Raw genomic sequence first — 16970 nt, forward strand, 5'->3', positions numbered from 1 at the left:
TGTCAATCGGCAGGCGCGGCGAAGTCGAGCAGCACCTTCATGGCCTGCGAGCGGTCCGCCGCCAGCGCGAACGCGCGGCCCGCGTCGCGGTAGGGCACGGTCGCGGAGATCAGCGGCTTGACGTCCACGAGGCCCTTGTTCAACAGGTCGACGGCGACGCCGAACTCCTCGTGGAAGCGGAAGGTGCCGCGCAGGTCGAACTCCTTCGCGACGAGGGCGTTGACCGGCAGCGTCATCTCGCCGCCGAGCCCCACCTGCACGATGATGCCGCGCGGCCTGAGCACGTCGAACGCGCCGCGCAGCGCGCGCTCGTTGCCGCTGGCTTCGAGCAGCACGTCGAAGCTGCCCTTGTCGACGGCGAACGCGGACAGCGCCTCGGGCTCGTGCGCGACGTTGATCGCGCGGTCGGCGCCCACCTTCAGCGCGGAACGCAGCGGGAAGTCGCCGACATCGGTGACCACGATGCCGGCCGCGCCGGCGCGCCGCGCCGCGATGACCAGCAACGCGCCGATGGGCCCGCAGCCGGTGACCAGCACCTGCTTGCCCAGCAGCGGCCCGGCGCGGTTCACCGCATGCAGCGCCACCGCGAGCGGTTCGGCCATCGCCCCTTCGCGGTCGCTCACGGAAGGCGCGAGCTTGAAGGCCTGCGCCGCCTCCACCACGATCTCGCGGCGGAACGCGCCCTGCACGTGCGGCGTGCGCATGGCGCTGCCGTAGTAGCGCATGTCGAGGCAGTGGTTCTGCAGGCCTTGCTGGCAGTAGCGGCACCGGCCGCAGGGGCGGCTGGGGCTGATCGCGACGCGGTCCCCGGCTTCGAATACGCCGGCGGACGGACCCACTTCCTCCACGACCCCGGCCACCTCGTGGCCGAGCACCATCGGCTCCTTCACGCGCACGGTGCCGAAGCCGCCGTGCTGGTAGTAGTGCAGGTCGGAGCCGCAGATGCCGCCGTAGCGCACCTTCACGCGTAGCTGGCCCGTCTCCACGCGTGGCGTCGGCACGTCTTCGACGCGCAGGTCGCCGGCCGCATGGATGACGAGCGCATCCATCGCTAGTGGTTATCTTTCGGCACGAACGCCCCGCGCTTGCCGACGAGGAAGTCGAGGTCCGCGCCTTCGTCCGCCTGCAGGACGTGGTCGATGTAGAGCTTCCAGTAGCCCGATTGCAGCGGCGGCGTCGGCGGCTTCCACGCGTCGCGGCGCTTCGCAAGCTCCTCGTCGCTCACCAGCAGTTGCAGCTTGCGGTTGGGCACGTCCAGCTCGATCATGTCGCCGTTCTTCACAAGCGCGAGCGGCCCGCCGGCAGCGGCTTCGGGCGCCGTGTGCAGAACCACGGTGCCGTACGCCGTGCCGCTCATGCGCGCATCGCTGATGCGGACCATGTCCGTGATGCCCTTGCGCAGCACCTTCGGTGGCAGCGGCATGTTGCCCACCTCCGCCATGCCGGGGTAGCCCTTCGGCCCGCAGTTCTTCAGCACGAGGATGCAGTTCTCGTCGACGTCGAGGTTCTCGTCGTCGATGCGCTTGTGGAAATCGTCCGAGTCCTCGAACACCACGGCGCGACCCTTGTGCACCATGAGCGAGGGCGTGGCCGCGCTCGGCTTGATCACCGCGCCGCGTGGCGCGAGGTTGCCGCGCAGGATCGCGATGCCGGCCTTGTCCTTGAAGGGCTTGTCGAAGGTCTTGATGACGCGCGGGTCGTAGTTGACGGCATCGGCGATGTTCTCGGCGACCGTCTTGCCGCTGGCCGTGACGATGTTCGTGTGAAGCACGTGCGAGATCTCTTTCATCACCACCGGCAGGCCGCCGGCGTAGCAGAAGTCCTCCATCAGGTGCTCGCCCGAGGGCTGCAGGTTCACCAGGCACGGCATCTCGCTGCCAAGGCGCTCGAAGTCGTCGACGGTTAGCTTCACGCCCAGGCGCCCGGCGATGGCGATCAAATGGATGACCGCGTTCGTGCTGCCGCCGATGGCCGCGAGCGTGCGGATCGCGTTCTCGAAAGCCTCGCGCGTGAGCACCTGGCTGATCTTCTGGTCCGTGTGCACCATCTCGACGATGCGCCGGCCGGCGCTGCGCGCGATCACGTTGCGGCGCCCGTCGACCGCGGGGTAGGCCGCGTTGCCCGGCAGGCCGATGCCCAAGGCTTCGACCATGCTGGCCATCGTCGATGCGGTGCCCATCGTCATGCAGTGGCCGTGGCTGCGGTGCATGCAGCTCTCCGCTTCGAAGAAGTCCTGCAGCTTCAGCGTGCCCGCGCGCACTTGCTCGCTCATGCTCCACACGCCGGTGCCCGAGCCCAGCTCCTGCCCTCGCCACTTGCCATTGAGCATGGGGCCGCCCGACACCCCGATGGTCGGCAAGTCCACGCTCGATGCGCCCATCAGCAGCGACGGCGTCGTCTTGTCGCAGCCCATGAGCAGCACCACGCCGTCGATCGGGTTGCCGCGGATCGATTCCTCGACGTCCATCGACGCGAGGTTGCGATAGAGCATCGCGGTGGGCCGCAGCAGCGTCTCGCCGAGCGACATCACCGGGAATTCGAGCGGGAAGCCGCCCGCCTCGTACACGCCGATCTTCACTTGCTCCGCAAGCGTGCGGAAGTGCGAGTTGCAGGGCGTGAGTTCGCTGAAGGTGTTGCAGATGCCGATGACGGGCCGGCCGTCGAACTGGTCGTGCGGCACGCCCTTGCCCTTGACCCAGCTGCGGTAGGCGAAGCCGTCGCGGTCCTGGCGGCCGAACCATTGCTGCGAGCGCAGTTCCTCGGGTTTCTTGCGGGGCTTGTCGGTCAAAGCGGGTCTCCTCGGGTCGATTGGCTATTATGGTATGACGATTGAAACCGACCATTGAGGAGAACCCCGTGACCGATGTCTTCCTGGCCCCGAAGGCCTCGCCCCTGTACGTCAACTCGCTGAAGGAGAAGGGGCACACGCTGCACACCGAGGTCACGCCGGACAACGTGCAGAAGATCCGCGCCATCGCGGGCGGCGGCGAGTCCAGGGTGCCGGCCGACGTCATCAACCAGTTCCCCAACCTCGAAGTCATCGCGATCATGGGCGTGGGCTACGACGGCGTGGATGTCGAAGCGGCCAAGGCGCGCAACGTACTGGTCACGCACACGCCGGACGTGCTGAACGACGACGTCGCGGACCTTGCCATCGCACTCATGCTGAACGCGGCGCGCCAGCTGCCGCAATCCGATCGTTACGTGCGCTCCGGCGACTGGGAAACCAAGGGCGCAATGCCGCTGCAGCGCAAGATGTCCGGCGCACGCCTGGGCATCGTCGGCATGGGCCGCATCGGCCAGGCCATCGCGCATCGCGCCGCGGCCTTCGGCATGAAGATCGCGTACTGCGCGCGCACTGCGAAGCCGCAGCTGCCGCACACGTTCCGCGCGTCGGTGGTGGACCTCGCGCGCGAGAGCGACTTCCTGGTCGTCATCACGCCCGGCGGCGCGGGGACGAAGCACATGATCAACGCCGAGGTGCTGCAGGCGCTCGGCCAGAAGGGCATCCTCGTCAACGTCGCGCGCGGCTCGGTCGTGGATGAGCAGGCGCTCATCGATGCGCTGGAGAAGGGCGTGATCGGCGGCGCCGCGCTCGACGTGTTCGCCGACGAGCCGCGCGTGCCGCAGCGCCTGCGCGACATCCCGCACGTGGTGCTCGCGCCGCACGTGGGCAGCGCGACAACGCAGACGCGCCGCGCGATGGTTGACCTGGCGGTCGCCAATCTCGAAGCAAAGATCTCGGGCGGCAAGCCGCCGACGCCCGTGCCCGAGTGCCGCTAGGAAGTTCGCACGCCCATCCGGGCAAACCCGGAAATCCGTTTGCCTTAATCATCATACGATAGGACTTTTGCGGCAACCAACCGAGGAGACCTTCCGATGAAAGTGCAAAGGCGGATCGCGCTGGCGCTCGCGGCGCTGGGGCTGGCGACGGCGGCCATGACGGCAGGCGCGCAGCAGCAGACGCTCACCGTGTTCTGGGTCAAGGGCTTCTACAAGGCCGAGGACGACGCGCTCTTCGCGGCCATCAAGAAGTTCGAGGCCAAGCACAAGGGCGTGAAGGTCGAGCTGTCGCAGTACCCCATCCAGGACACGATCCCCAAGACAGTGGCGGCGCTCGACTCGGGCAACCCGCCCGACGTGGCGTACTCGGACGTCTACGACTTCCAGGTCACGGCCAAGTGGGCTTTCGACGGCAAGCTCGAGGACATCTCCAGCGTGATCGACCCGATCCGCGCGAAGTTCGAGCCGCACGCGCTGTCCACCACCTTCCTCTACAACGACGCCGAGAAGAAGCGCGCCTATTACGCGTTCCCGATCAAGCAGCAGACCATGCACATCCAGTACTGGAAGGACATGCTGGGGCAGGCGGGCTTCAAGGAGAGCGACATCCCGAAGGACTGGAAGGGCTACTGGAGCTTCTGGTGCGAGAAGGTGCAGCCGGCGTTCCGGCAGAAGACCGGCTCGCGCGGCTACGCCACCGGCTTCCCGATGGGCGTGGACTCGAGCGACTCGTTCTACTCGTTCCTCACGTTCATGGACGCGTACAACGTCAAGCTGGTCAACGACTCCGGCAAGCTGCTGGTGGACGACCCGTCGGTGCGCCAGGGCCTGATCAACGCGATGACCGACTACACCTCGGTGTACGCGAAGGGCTGCACGCCGCCGTCGTCGACCACGTGGAAGGACCCGGACAACAACAACGCGTTCCACAACCGCACCATCATCCTGACCCACAACGCCACGATCTCCATCGCGGCGAAGTGGCTGGACGACATGAACAACAGCACGCTGAGCGAGCAGCAGCGCGCCGACGCGAAGAAGAACTACGAGCAGAACATCGCCACCGCGGGCTTCCCGAACAAGCCCGACGGCGGCAAGATGGTCTACCGCGCCGCGGTGAAGACGGGCGTGATCTTCAAGAACGCGAAGAACAAGCCGCTGGCCAAGCAGTTCGTGGCCTTCATGCTGGACGAGGCCAACCTGCAGCCGTATGTGGAAGGCTCGCTCGGCCGCTGGTTCCCGGTGCAGAAGGCTTCGCAGCAGTCGCCGTTCTGGAAGGGCGACCCGCACCGCCTCGCCGTCTACAACCAGTTCATGAACGGCACCACGCCCTTCGAATTCACCAAGAACTACAAGTTCACGGTGCTGAACAACGAGAACGTGTGGGCCAAGGCGATGAACCGCATCCTGTCCGAGAAGGTGCCCGTGGACAAGGCGGTGGACGAGATGATCGCCCGCATCAAGCAGGTCGCGAACTGACGCGCGGCGGGGGGCGGGCATGAGCGCAACCTTGCCGGTGGAAAGCAGCGCGCCCGTCGCGGCGCGCCGCTCGACGAGCTGGCAGTTCTGGGGCCGGGCGCTCATCGCGCCCTACCTCGTGATCTTCCTCGTCTTCGTGCTCTACCCGGTGTGCTACGGCCTCTGGCTGGCGCGCCACCCGTCCTCGTACGTGCACCTCGCGGACGACCCGATCTTCTTCCGCACCGCGGTCAACACCATCATCTTCCTGGTGGTCGCGATCAACCTGAAGATGATCGTGGCGCTGCTGCTCTCCGGTTTCTTCATCCACGAGCGCTGGTGGATCAAGATCCTCTCGGTGCTGTTCATCCTGCCGTGGGCGGTGCCGTCGATCCCCACCATCCTCTCGGTGCGGTTCATGCTGAACCCCGAGTGGGGCGTGATCAACAGCACGATCTTCCGGCTCACGGCGGCGGACGGGCCCAACTGGCTGAACGACCCGACGCTCGCGCTCTCGTTCTCGATGCTGATGCACATCTGGAAGTCGCTGCCGTTCTGGACGCTGATCCTGATGGCGGGGCGCCTCGCTATTCCCGCGGAGCAGTACGAGGCCGCGTCGGTGGACGGCGCCTCGCGCTGGCAGAAGTTCAGGTACATCACGTGGCCGTCGATGCGGGGGCTCTACCTCACGTCGACCATCCTCTCGATGATCTGGACGCTCGGCGACTTCAACAGCGTTTACCTGCTCACCGGCGGCGGGCCCGCGGACCTCACGCACGTGCTCGCCACCGTCGGCATCCGCTACCTGCGGCTGGACCAGGTGGACCTGGCCATGGCCTCCATCGTGGTGGCGCTGCCGCTCGTTCTGCCCCTCGTGTTCTTCATGATGAAGCGGTTGTCCCGATGAAGATGCGCAAGGTCCTCGACGAGGGGCGCCTGCTCCTCATCGGCATCCCGGTGTTCCTGTGGACGATCATCCCGGTCTATCACCTGTTTGTGCTGTCCATCTCGCCGCGCGAGGCAGTCACGGCGGGCAAGCTGTGGCCGGACCATCCCACGCTCCACAACTTCGGCGTGGTGTTCCGGCAGGAGCACTTCTACCTGGTCCACTTCTGGACGCAGCTGTGGAACTCGGTGCTCATCGCGGTGACGGTCGGCGCCCTCACGCTCGTCATCGCCACCTGCGCGGCGTTCTCGATCAGCCGGCTGAAGGTGCGCGGCGGCCGCACGGTGATGAACATGGCGCTCTTCACCTACTTCATCCCCGCGGCCTTCCTCGCGGTGCCGATGTACAAGGCAATGAGCGTCTACGGGCTGCTGAACAACCAGTGGGCGCTGATCCTGGCGATGGTAACCATCGCCTCGCCCTACTGCATCTGGGTGCTCAAGCAGGCGAGCGACAAGCTGCCCTGGGAGCTGGACGAGGCCGCGCGCATCGACGGCGCCACGCCGCTGCAGCTGTTCCGCCTGGTCTACCTGCCGCTGATGATGCCCTCCATCGTCGCAGTGGGCACCTATGCCCTTCTGCTCGCGTGGAACGAGTACCTCTACGCCTTCCTGCTGCTGTCGCGCGACGAGAGCATGACGCTCGCCGTGGCGCTGGGCCACTTCCTGTCGTCGGACGATTCGCCGTGGGAGCTGCTCATGGCCACCGGCTTCATCTACGCGCTGCCGCCGGCGGCGATCTACTACGCGTTCAAGCGCTACATGGTCGGCGGGCTCACCGCCGGCGCCGTCAAGTCCTGATCGAACACCCATGGCCGCCGTTTCCTTCAAGAACATCCACAAGTCCTTCGACAAGGCCAAGGTCATCCACGGCATCGAGTTCGACATCGCGGACGGCGAGTTCGTCGTGCTCGTCGGGCCGTCCGGCTGCGGCAAGAGCACGCTGCTGCGCATGCTGGCCGGGCTGGAGGAAGTGACCGACGGGCAGATCGTCATCGGCGGCAAGGTCGTCAACGACCTCGACTCGAAGGACCGCGACATCGCGATGGTGTTCCAGAGCTACGCGCTCTACCCGCACATGAGCGTGCGCGACAACATGGGCTTTTCGCTGCGGCTGCGCCGCGCGGACGCGGCCACCATCGGCAAGCGCGTGGACGACGCGGCGCGCATCCTCAACCTCACCCACCTGCTCGACCGGCTGCCGCGCGAGCTGTCGGGCGGCCAGCGCCAGCGCGTCGCGATGGGCCGCGCGATCGTGCGCGACCCGCAGGTGTTCCTGTTCGACGAGCCGCTGTCCAACCTCGACGCGAAGCTGCGCGTGGCGATGCGCGCGGAGATCAAGGCGCTGCACCTGCGGCTGAAGACGACCACGGTGTACGTCACGCACGACCAGATCGAGGCGATGACGATGGCCGACCGCATCGTCGTCATGCACGACGGCATCATCGAGCAGATCGGCACGCCGCTGGAGCTGTTCGACCGGCCCGGCAACCTGTTCGTGGCGCAGTTCATCGGCTCGCCCGCGATGAATGTCTTCGAGGGCGTGGTGCGAAGCGGCGCGGTCGAGGCGCTCGGCGCGCGCTGGCCGCTGCCGCCCGGGTGCACGGCGGCCGAAGGCGCCAAGGTGCAGTACGGCGTGCGCCCGAGCGACCTGCAGATCGCGGGCGAGGGCGCCGCCGCGAAAGTGGTGGTGGTGGAGCCGACCGGCGCCGAGACGGAGCTCCTGCTCGAAGTGGGGGGCCAGCAGCTCATCGCCGTGATCCACGGCCGCACCGACGCGCAGCCGGACGACGTCATCCACGTCATGCTGGACGCCGACAAGGCGCACGTGTTCGACGAGGCCGGCGGCAAGCGCCTCTAGGCCTATGGCGCGACGGCGATGAAGCCCAAGAACGTCCACGGCAACACGCTCGACGCGCTGGGCGAGGCGATCATCGCCGGCCGCTACCCGCCGGGCGCGACCGTGCCACCCGAGCCCACGCTGTGCGAGGAGTTCGGCGTGAGCCGCACCGTCGTGCGCGAGGCCGTGAAGTCGCTGGTGGCGAAGGGGCTCGTCTCCACCGGCCCGAAGGTCGGCACGCGCGTGCTCCCCTCCGACCAGTGGAACTGGTTCGACCCCGACGTGGTGGCGTGGCAGTCCAAGGTGGGCCTCACGCGCGAGTTCCTGCGCGACCTGCAGGAGACTCGCCGCGTCGTCGAGCCCGCGGCCGTGCGCATGGCCGCGGAGCGCGCGACGGCGCAGGACGTCGCCGAGATCGAAGCCGCGTACGAAGGCATGCGCCGTGCGGTGGAAGAGGGCGGCGACTACGTCACCTTCGACCTGCGCTTCCACCAGGGCCTGCTGCGAGCCAGCCACAACCGCATGCTCGTGCAGATGAGCAAGGCACTCTCGGCGCTGCTTCGCACGAGCTTCGAGATCTCCACGAGCCGCAAGGACGGGCCGCGCGGCTCGCTGCCTTTGCATCGCGCGGTGCTCGACGCTGTCGCTGCGCATGACCCCGCACGCGCGGAAAAGTCGATCCTGCTGCTGATCGACAGCGCGCGCGACGACATCGAGGCGGTGCTCGGTTCGCGCCGCCGCCTGCCGCGGCTGAACATGCCGGCGACGCTGCTAAGGGTTTAATCCCCTCGCCGTCGCCGGGCTGACATCGGTTTGACAGCCCGCATCCTCTACAATTCTTGTCTATACAAGTTTGTAGTTCAAAACGATTACATCGTGTCCGCCGTTCCAGCTCACGGTAAAGCATTCGAGGAGGACCCCCGCCTGTGGCTGGTCTCCACGCCGCTGCTCGACCTGGACGACCCCAAGCTGCGCCTGAAGGCGCGCTCGCTCACCCAGCTTTGCAAAACCGAGCGCGAGAAGGCGCTGGCGATCTTCGGCTTCGTCAAGCGCATCCCGTTCTCCAAGCCGATGAAGATGCGCCTGCGCACCGCGCGCGAGGTGATCGACGCCGGCTGCGGTGATGCCGACGACAAGGGCACCGTGTTCGTCGCGCTGCTGCGCGCGGCCGGCATACCGGCCCGGCTGCGCTACGCCGAGCTGCGCGTGGACATGCTGCGCGGCCTGGTCCCCAACATGACGCGCGCGTCGCGCCCCGTTGCGGAGATCTGGCTGGGCCGCTGGGTGCGCACCGACACGTACATCTTCGACGCCGTCTTCATGGCGGCCGCGCGCCAGCGCCTGAAGGACGCCGGCTGGCAGTGCGGCTACGGCATCCACGTGGCCGGCGCGTCGCTGTGGAACGGCGTGGACGACGCCTACCTGGGCGGCGAGTCGACGGAAGAAGACCCGATGGTGCTGCGCGACCTGGGCGTCTACCACGACCCCGAGGACCTCGTCAGCTCGCCCGAGTGGCGCGCCGAGTTCCCGCGCGTCGTGCGCGCGCTGCACTGGAACGTGGTGGCGCCCGCGATGGAGCGCGTCATCCGCGAGCTGCGCGCCGAAGGCAGCCGCGGCGCCGTGATGCGCCCCTCCTAGGGCTGCATCTCACCCGACAACAACACACGCGTCCCGCTCGCGCGCGGCACGTTCGCAAGCAGAGCCTGCGCCACATCCGCAGCCTGGATCGAGCGATAGTTCTTCGGGATGAAGCCGCGCAGCGCCTTGCTCACCTTCAGTGCGAGCACTTCGCCGCCGCGCACCGGCTGGCCGAGCGACTCGCGGTCGCCGGCCAGCATGGAGGGGCGTGCGATCACGATGCCTTCATAGCCGAGGCCTGAAAGCGCATCCTCGAGCTCGCCCTTGGTGCGGCTGTAGAAGATCGACGAACGTGCATCGGCGCCCATCGCGCTGACGAGGCCCAGGCGCTTCGCACCCGCGGCACGCGCGGCTTTCGCGACGGCGAGGTTCGCATCGAAATCCACCGCGCGAAAAGCCTGCTGGCTGCCGGCCACCTTGATGGTGGTGCCGAGCGCGAGGTAGGCCTCGTCGATGGGTGGGAGTGGAGGGAGTGCCGCGAAATCGACGACGTGCGACGTCAACTTCGGGTGGGTGAAAGACAAAGGGCGGCGGACCAGTGCATGGACCGCCGCCACAGATTCATCCGCCGTGAGGCGCTGGAGGATTTCGCGGCCGACGAGGCCCGTGGCCCCGGCGACGGCAACAGAGCGCGCGCGTTTGGTGTCCATGGACACGCATTGTGCGCGCGCAACTCATCAGCCGTAGCGGCGCTGGCCCCCGCGGTTGCCGCCGCCGTTGCCGCCGCGGCGCTTGCCGGCGCCCATGCTGTCGACGCTGGTGCGCGTCGGGTCGGGCTGGCCAGTGGCGCTGACGGACCGCAGGCCCGTCATGTCGCGCCGGCCCGGCAGGTTGGTGCGAAGGGGGTCCACATTGCGCGGCATGCGGTCGTCGTCGCGGTCTTCGCGCACGTCGCGCGCCGCCATGTGCTCCGTCTGCCCGTGGCCCTCGTGACGGCGGGGCTGCGGCTGGGCGTGCTGCGGGCGCGCGCGCTGCTTGCCGCCGCGGCCGCCGGCCGGCGCCGGCTTCGGCGACGAGCCGCCCTCGGCCTTGCGCTGCGGCGCGTGGCGCGGCTTGGGCTGGCCCTCGGCCGCCTTGCGCTCGCGCACGCGCTGCATCATCTCGCCGCGCGCCGCCTTGGCCGCCGCGTTCATCACTTCGCGCGAAGGCATGCGGCCCGCGCCGCCCCACAGCACCTGCCGGCCCATGGCGATAGGCTCGGCGCGCTCGGTGGGCTCGGGCTCGAAGCCTTCGACCTTCTTCACGGCGATCTGCTGCTTGGTGAAGCGCTCGATCTCCTGCATGAAGCCTTCCTCGTCGAGGCAGACGAAGGAGACGGCCTGGCCTTCCTTGCCCGCGCGGCCGGTGCGGCCGATACGGTGGACGTAGTCCTCCGGCACGTTGGGGATCTCGTAGTTCACCACGTGCGGCAGGTCGTCGATGTCGATGCCGCGGGCGGCGATGTCGGTGGCCACCAGCGCGCGCAGGTCGCCGCTCTTGAAGCCGGCCAGCGCCTGCGTGCGCGCGGTCTGGCTCTTGTTGCCGTGCAGGGCCATCGCGGTGATGCCTTGCTTGTTCAGGTACTCGGCCACGTTGTTCGCGCCGAACTTGGTGCGCGTGAACACCAGCACCTGGCTCCAGTCGTGCTCGTTGATCACGTGCGCGAGCAGGGCCTTCTTCTTCTCGCGGCCCACGGGGTGGACCACCTGCGAGATGCGCTGCACCGTGGTATTGCGCGGCGTGACCTGGATCGACTCCGGGTTGCGCAGCAGGCGCTGGGCCAGCTCGCGGATCTCGTCGCTGAACGTGGCGGAGAACAGCAGGCTCTGCTTGGCCTGCGGCAGCAGCGCGAGGATCTTCTTCACGTCGGGCAGGAAGCCCATGTCGAGCATGCGGTCCGCTTCGTCGAGGACCAGCATCTCCACGGTGGACAGGTCCATGAAGCCCTGCTCGTGCAGGTCGAGCAGGCGGCCCGGCGTCGCCACGAGGATGTCGACACCGGCCTTCATCTTCTGGATCTGCGGGTTCATGCCCACGCCGCCGAAGATCACGGTCGACGACAGCGGCAGGTACTTGCCGTAGGTGCGGATGGATTCTTCCACCTGCGCGGCGAGCTCGCGCGTGGGCGTGAGCACGAGGGCGGCGATGCCGTCCACGCCGAACTTGTTGGTGGTGCTGCGGCCGTGCGTCAGCTTGTGCAGCATCGGCAGCGTGAAGGCCGCCGTCTTGCCGGTGCCGGTTTGCGCGCCCGCCAGAAGGTCCTTGCCTTCGAGTACGGCGGGGATCGCCTGGGCCTGGATGGGGGTGGGCGTTTCGTAGCCCTCTTCGTGCACCGCCTTGAGGATGGCCGGTGCCAGTTTCAGATCGTCAAAAGTCATTGAGAGATAAAGCGCCTTCCCGGGCGCGGGGACCACGTGCCAGTTGCCGGTGCATTGCACCGGCGTCCAGTCAAGGCAAGTGGAGTTTGCGTAAAACGGGAGCCCGGGGGGCTCCCCAGCGAGGACCGCTGAGCCGCGGGCAACTGGGGTCCGCGGAAGCCGCTATTGTCGCATGGATCGCGAAATCAGGCCGGCTGCATCTGCGCCAGCTGCCTGAGCTTGTTCAACCGAAGAGCCAGCAGCGGCGTCTTCTTGCCGTGTTCGGCGAGGTTCCTGTACAGGAGCGCGACGACGCCGGTGAGGTCCTGCGGGTTCTGCGCCTTCTCGATCGCCAGCTGTGCCTGGATGCGCGCGACGAACCCCAGGTCCACGGCCATCGAGGTCGCAAGCTCCACCATGGCGCGGAAGCGGCTTGCCTCGTCCAGCGGCACGGGCTCCTCCTTCACGGGGCGCGCAATGTCTTTCGGCTGCAACAGGCCCTGCTCGCAGAGGTATTCCAGGGCGGGGCGCAGCGTGGCCGCGGGCATCATCTCCACCAGGTCCTCGTAATAGCGCTCGCCGTCGCAGAGGATCAGCACCTGCCGCTGCGCCGGGGTGAGGGCGAGGCTGCGGGCCTGCACTTCGTGCCGTCCCGCGTCGGACTTGAGATACATCATGGCGAGTCTCCTGTGTGTGGTGTACTCAGGATGGTTACTCATACTTACAATGAGTTGACGCGGGCTCCTAGTGGAAACACCAACCATAATCGCTCAGCACCCATGGCCAAGCTCTTGAAACGTATGGGGGTGGCCGACGACCCCACCGCCTTGCAGCCGTCCCTGAACGATTGCATCGAGGCGATGCTGGGCCACTGCGACACCCTCATCATCGAGATGCTGGTGGGCCTCACGCACGCATCGACGCCGGGCCATCCGCGCCACGTGCGCGGCTTCCAGCAGCCGGGCATCAAGGCCGGCATCGACAGCCTCAACCGGCAGGGCGAAGCGGTGCGTGAGGTGTTCAAGGCCGAACTCACGCGGCTCGTCTACGAAGGCGGCGGCAAGGAAACCGTAGCCACCGAAGCGTTGCGGTTCGAGGACCTGAAGCTCTTCGAGGACGAACAGCTCGACGCGAGCATCGAGGTGGCGCGCGCGCAGCAGGAAGTGGCCACGGCCGTCGACGACGTGCTGCCCGCGGTCGATGCGCTCGTGAGCACGTTGCTGGGGTGGCGCACCATCCAGCCGGGGCTGAACCCGCTGCGGCCCGAGGTGTTCGTGCGCGCGCTGCAGCACACGCTGTCGGTGCACCTGCCCGAGGTGACGGTGCGCGAGGCGCTCGTCGCGCCCGCGGCCGGCCTGCTGGGCGTGAACCTGCGCAAGCTTTATCGCGAACTCGCCGACTGGCTCACGTCCACGGGTGTCGAGCCTGCAGTCCCCTTGGGCGGCCGCGCCAGCAAGGGCACGGGCGCGCCGACGCAGACGGTGGCGGATTCGGTTGCCAAGACGCTGCTCACGCTGGACAAGCTGCGCAAGCTGCTTGCGGGCGACTTCGATTCGCCCAAGCCGCGGCAGGAGTTCCTGCACACCGTGCCCGCGTCGATGGCGCTGCTGCAGGACCTCAAGGGCGGCTCCGAGGCGCTGATCAAGCGCCTGGAGCAGCGGCAGAAGCCGACACCGGCTCCTGCCGCGCCGGTCGACATGCTTGCCGAGCCGCCCGCCCAGCCCAACGCGCCCTCGCAGCGCATCGGCCAGCAGCTGGGCGACGAGGTGGTGCGGCTGATGTTCGACAACCTCGCGCAGGACCAGCGCCTGCTGCCCGGCTTCAAGAAGCAGCTCAAGGCCATCGAGCCCGCGGTGCAGAAACTCGCGGAGGAGGACTCGCGTTTCTTCTCCGACCGCAACCACCCCGCGCGGCAACTGCTGGACAAGGTCACGCAGCGCAGCCTGGCGTTCTCGTCGGAGACCGACGAGGGCTGGGCGCGTTTTGTCGTGACGGTGGAGAAGGCCTTCAAGTGGGCCGCCGAGAGCAAGGTGGCCGATGCCGACACGTTCGGCGAGCTGCTCGACACGCTGCACAAGAACTGGTCCGGCGACGACCAGAACCTGCGCGCCAAGCGCGAAGAGGCCGCGCGTGCGCTGCTGCACGCGGAGCAGCGCAACCTGCTCGCGCAGAAGCTCGCGTCCGAGTTCGCGGCGTCGCTCGAAGGGCTGGAGGTCGCCGACTTCATCGCCGATTTCCTGAAGAACTCGTGGTCGCAAGTCGTGGCCGAAGCCGAACTCAGTTGCGTGGACGGCCAGGCCGATCCTTTCGGCTACCGTGCACTGGTGGACGACCTGATCTGGAGCGTGCAGAAGTCCACCGCGCAGCGCGGCCGCGCGCGCCGCCTCGTGCAGATGATCCCCGGCCTGATCGCCAAGCTGCGCGAGGGCCTGGACCGCATCGGCTACCCGCCCGAGCTCACGCAGCGCTTCTTCGACCACCTGATCACGCTGCACAAGGACGCCGTGCAGGAGGGCGCCGACCCCGAGGTGCATGCCGCCGCGGACTCGGCGTGGTCCGAGCCGTCGAAGTTCGGCGACACGAAGGACGAGCAGGACTCGCTGTGGCTGGACAAGGGCGAGGCCGAGGAGTCGGGCTTCGTGGACCAGGAGCAGTACTTCGCGCCGGAGCACGTGGCCAGCCCGGAGGCCCCGCAGGAGGAAAAGGAGGCCGAGGGCGCCGCGCCCTTGCGAGTGGACGAACTGCGCGTGGGCAGCTGGGTGGAGCTCAACGTCGGCGGCCGCTGGATCCGCGCGCAGCTCACGTGGTGCAGCCCGCACGGCACGCTCTTCATGTTCACCGCGCAGGTGGGCACGGCGCACTCGATGTCGCGCCGCACGCTGGACAAGCTGCGCGCCATGGGCCACATCAAGGTGGTGGCCGACCGCAACGTCATCGACGAGGCGCTGGACCAGGTGGCGCAGCAGGCCCTGAAGAACTCCCTGGGCGACAAGAAGCCGTAGAGTGGGCCCAGGCCCGGCGGCGGACTAGAGCTGCACCCGCGTGCCCAGCTCGATCACCGCATTGCTCGGGATGCCGAAGTAGTCCACCGCGCGGCCGGCGTTGCGCGACATCGCCTCGAACAGGTTCTGCCGCCACCGCGCCATCGCGGCCTTCGGGCGCGGCACCACCGTCTCGCGGCTGAGGAAGAACGACGTGGAGAACATGTCGATCGCCAGGCCATGCTGCGCGCACAGCGCGAGCGCCGCCGGCACGTCCGGCTTGTCCATGAACCCGAAATCCAGCGCCGCCTGCCAGAAGCCGTGGCCCAGCTCCCGCACTTCCACGCGCCGCGCAGCGGGCACCCACGGCTCTTCGTGGAAGCGCAGGGTGAGGACGACATTGCGCCGGTGCAGCACGAGGTTGTGCTTCATGTTGTGCAGCAGCGCCTGCGGCACCACGCCCGGCTCGGCCGAGAGGAAGACCGCGGTGCGGTCCACGCGCACGACGTGCGTGTCGTGGCCGAGGCCCTCGATGAAGCCGCCCAGCGGCAGCAGGTCGGCGCGCAGGGTTTCGGACAGCAGCTCGCGCCCGCGCGCCCACGCGGTCATCAGCACCAGCATGCCCAGCGCCAGCACCACCGGGAACCAGCCGCCCTCGACGAACTTGGTGGCGCACGAGACCACGAGCAGCAGGTCGAGCGCGATGAAGACGGTCGTCGCGCCCACGGAGATCCACATCGGGTAGCCCCAGGCCCGCCGCACGACGAAGTACGTGAGCACGGTCGTGATCAGCATCGTGCCCGTCACCGCGATGCCGTAGGCCGACGCCATGGCCGACGAAGAACCGAAGCCGATGCAGGCCAGTACCACCGCGCCCAGCAGCAGCCAGTTGACCGCGGGCACGTAGACCTGCCCGCGCTCGTGCGCCGAGGTGTGCACGATCTGCATGCGCGGCAGGAACCCCAGCTGGATGGCCTGCTGCGTGAGCGAGTACGCGCCGGAGATCACGGCCTGCGAGGCGATGATGGTCGCCGCCGTTGCGAGGACGACGGCAGGCACCAGCAGCGCCGACGGGAACGAGTGGTAGAACGGGTTCTCCAGCGCCTTCGGGTCGCGCAGCAGCAGCGCGCCCTGGCCGGCGTAATTGAGCGCGAGCGCGGGCAGCACGAGCCCGGTCCACGCGATGCGGATCGGCTTCTTGCCGAAGTGGCCCATGTCGGCGTACAGCGCCTCGGCGCCGGTGACGGCCAGCACCACGGCGCCCATCGCGAGGAAGACGCCCCAGCCGCGGTCCCGCAGGAAGCGCAGCGCGTGCCGGGGGTCCAGCGCGTGCAGGATCTCCGGCGCCTGAGCGATCTGCCACACGCCCACCGCCGCGAGCACCACGAACCACACGATCACCACCGGCCCGAACCACTTGCCCACCGTGGCGGTGCCGCGCTGCTGCGCCACGAACAGGCCGCCCAGGATGCCGATCGATACCGGCAGCACCCACGGCTTGAGTGCAGGCGTCACGATCTCCAGCCCTTCGACCGCACTGAGCACCGAGATGGCTGGCGTGAGCACGCTGTCGCCGTAGAACAGGCATGCGCCGAACGCGCCGAGCAGCAGCAGCCGGCGCCGCAGCTTCGGCTGGCCCGCGGCGGTGCGCGAGGCCAGCGCGAGCAGGGCCATGATGCCGCCCTCGCCGTTGTTGCTGGCGCGCATGATGAGCGTCACGTACTTGAGCGTGACCACGCCCATCAGCAGCCAGAACACGATCGAGACCGCTCCCACCACGTTAGCCGCGTCCAGCGGCACGCCGGTGGCCGGCGAGAAGATCTCCTTCATCGTGTACAGCGGGCTGGTGCCGATGTCGCCATAGACGACGCCGAGGGCGGCAAGGGTGAGCGCGGCGGTGCCGTGGCGCAGGGGGAGCGGCTCATCGGCCGCCGGGGAGGCATAGGTGGGCGAGGCTTGCATGGACGCGTTTTTGCGCGCCGCCGCATA

Annotated in this window: 14 protein-coding genes; 8 read left to right on the forward strand and 6 right to left on the reverse strand. The window is 68.1% G+C overall.

Annotated features, from left to right (window positions below; translation table 11 throughout):
* Window positions 1–2: 2 nt before the first annotated feature.
* Together H8R02_RS15705 and H8R02_RS15710 are read right to left on the reverse strand one after the other, a co-directional pair.
* Entirely contained in the window at window positions 3–1049 is a 1047-nt protein-coding gene (locus H8R02_RS15705) for an L-idonate 5-dehydrogenase (RefSeq protein WP_187082379.1), read from the reverse strand.
* Window positions 1050–1051: 2 nt separating this feature from the next.
* Window positions 1052–2788, reverse strand: a complete 1737-nt coding sequence (locus tag H8R02_RS15710; protein ID WP_187082380.1) for an IlvD/Edd family dehydratase — start codon at window positions 2786–2788, stop codon at window positions 1052–1054.
* A gap of 68 nt (window positions 2789–2856) precedes the next feature.
* On the opposite strand from H8R02_RS15710, the gene H8R02_RS15715 reads away from it, so the two are divergent.
* The 7 genes from H8R02_RS15715 to H8R02_RS15745 all read left to right on the forward strand — a co-directional run bounded on the left by H8R02_RS15715 (window position 2857) and on the right by H8R02_RS15745 (window position 9664).
* Window positions 2857–3783, forward strand: a complete 927-nt coding sequence (locus H8R02_RS15715; protein ID WP_187082381.1) for a 2-hydroxyacid dehydrogenase — start codon at window positions 2857–2859, stop codon at window positions 3781–3783.
* A 96-nt stretch (window positions 3784–3879) separates the two neighbouring features.
* Entirely contained in the window at window positions 3880–5262 is a 1383-nt protein-coding gene (locus H8R02_RS15720; RefSeq protein WP_187082382.1) for an ABC transporter substrate-binding protein, read from the forward strand.
* Window positions 5263–5281: 19 nt separating this feature from the next.
* Complete coding sequence (locus H8R02_RS15725) at window positions 5282–6148, forward strand: carbohydrate ABC transporter permease (protein ID WP_187082383.1); 867 nt, start codon at window positions 5282–5284, stop codon at window positions 6146–6148.
* Window positions 6145–6987 carry a carbohydrate ABC transporter permease gene (locus tag H8R02_RS15730; RefSeq protein ID WP_187082384.1) on the forward strand — a complete coding sequence of 281 codons (843 nt, stop codon included), beginning with the start codon at window positions 6145–6147 and terminating at the stop codon, window positions 6985–6987. The genes H8R02_RS15725 and H8R02_RS15730 overlap by 4 nt, the downstream gene beginning before the upstream one ends.
* Window positions 6988–6997: 10 nt before the next feature.
* A complete protein-coding gene (locus H8R02_RS15735) occupies window positions 6998–8047 on the forward strand; it encodes an ABC transporter ATP-binding protein (RefSeq protein ID WP_187082385.1) in 1050 nt (349 codons plus the stop codon).
* An 18-nt stretch (window positions 8048–8065) separates the two neighbouring features.
* Window positions 8066–8809 carry a FadR/GntR family transcriptional regulator gene (locus H8R02_RS15740; protein WP_187082386.1) on the forward strand — a complete coding sequence of 248 codons (744 nt, stop codon included), beginning with the start codon at window positions 8066–8068 and terminating at the stop codon, window positions 8807–8809.
* 93 nt (window positions 8810–8902) lie between these two features.
* Window positions 8903–9664 (forward strand): transglutaminase-like domain-containing protein, encoded by a 762-nt coding sequence (locus H8R02_RS15745; RefSeq protein WP_187082387.1) that lies wholly within the window; start codon window positions 8903–8905, stop codon window positions 9662–9664.
* On the opposite strand, the gene H8R02_RS15750 is transcribed toward H8R02_RS15745, so the two are convergent.
* From H8R02_RS15750 to H8R02_RS15760, 3 genes are all read right to left on the reverse strand, one after another.
* Window positions 9661–10314, reverse strand: a complete 654-nt coding sequence (locus H8R02_RS15750) for an NAD(P)H-binding protein (RefSeq protein ID WP_187082388.1) — start codon at window positions 10312–10314, stop codon at window positions 9661–9663. The genes H8R02_RS15745 and H8R02_RS15750 overlap by 4 nt on opposite strands.
* A gap of 27 nt (window positions 10315–10341) precedes the next feature.
* Complete coding sequence (locus H8R02_RS15755) at window positions 10342–12021, reverse strand: DEAD/DEAH box helicase (protein ID WP_187082389.1); 1680 nt, start codon at window positions 12019–12021, stop codon at window positions 10342–10344.
* A gap of 185 nt (window positions 12022–12206) precedes the next feature.
* Window positions 12207–12677: a hypothetical protein gene (locus H8R02_RS15760; protein ID WP_187082390.1), complete on the reverse strand. Its 471-nt coding sequence runs from the start codon at window positions 12675–12677 to the stop codon at window positions 12207–12209.
* A gap of 102 nt (window positions 12678–12779) precedes the next feature.
* On the opposite strand from H8R02_RS15760, the gene H8R02_RS15765 reads away from it, so the two are divergent.
* Window positions 12780–15002, forward strand: coding sequence for a DUF1631 family protein (locus H8R02_RS15765; protein WP_187082391.1), 2223 nt, complete (start codon window positions 12780–12782; stop codon window positions 15000–15002).
* Between the two features lie 24 nt (window positions 15003–15026).
* On the opposite strand, the gene H8R02_RS15770 is transcribed toward H8R02_RS15765, so the two are convergent.
* Entirely contained in the window at window positions 15027–16943 is a 1917-nt protein-coding gene (locus tag H8R02_RS15770; protein ID WP_187082392.1) for a potassium transporter Kup, read from the reverse strand.
* Window positions 16944–16970: the final 27 nt, after the last annotated feature.

Source organism: Ramlibacter albus, from assembly GCF_014297445.1.
Taxonomy (GTDB): Bacteria; Pseudomonadota; Gammaproteobacteria; order Burkholderiales; family Burkholderiaceae_C; genus Ramlibacter; species Ramlibacter albus.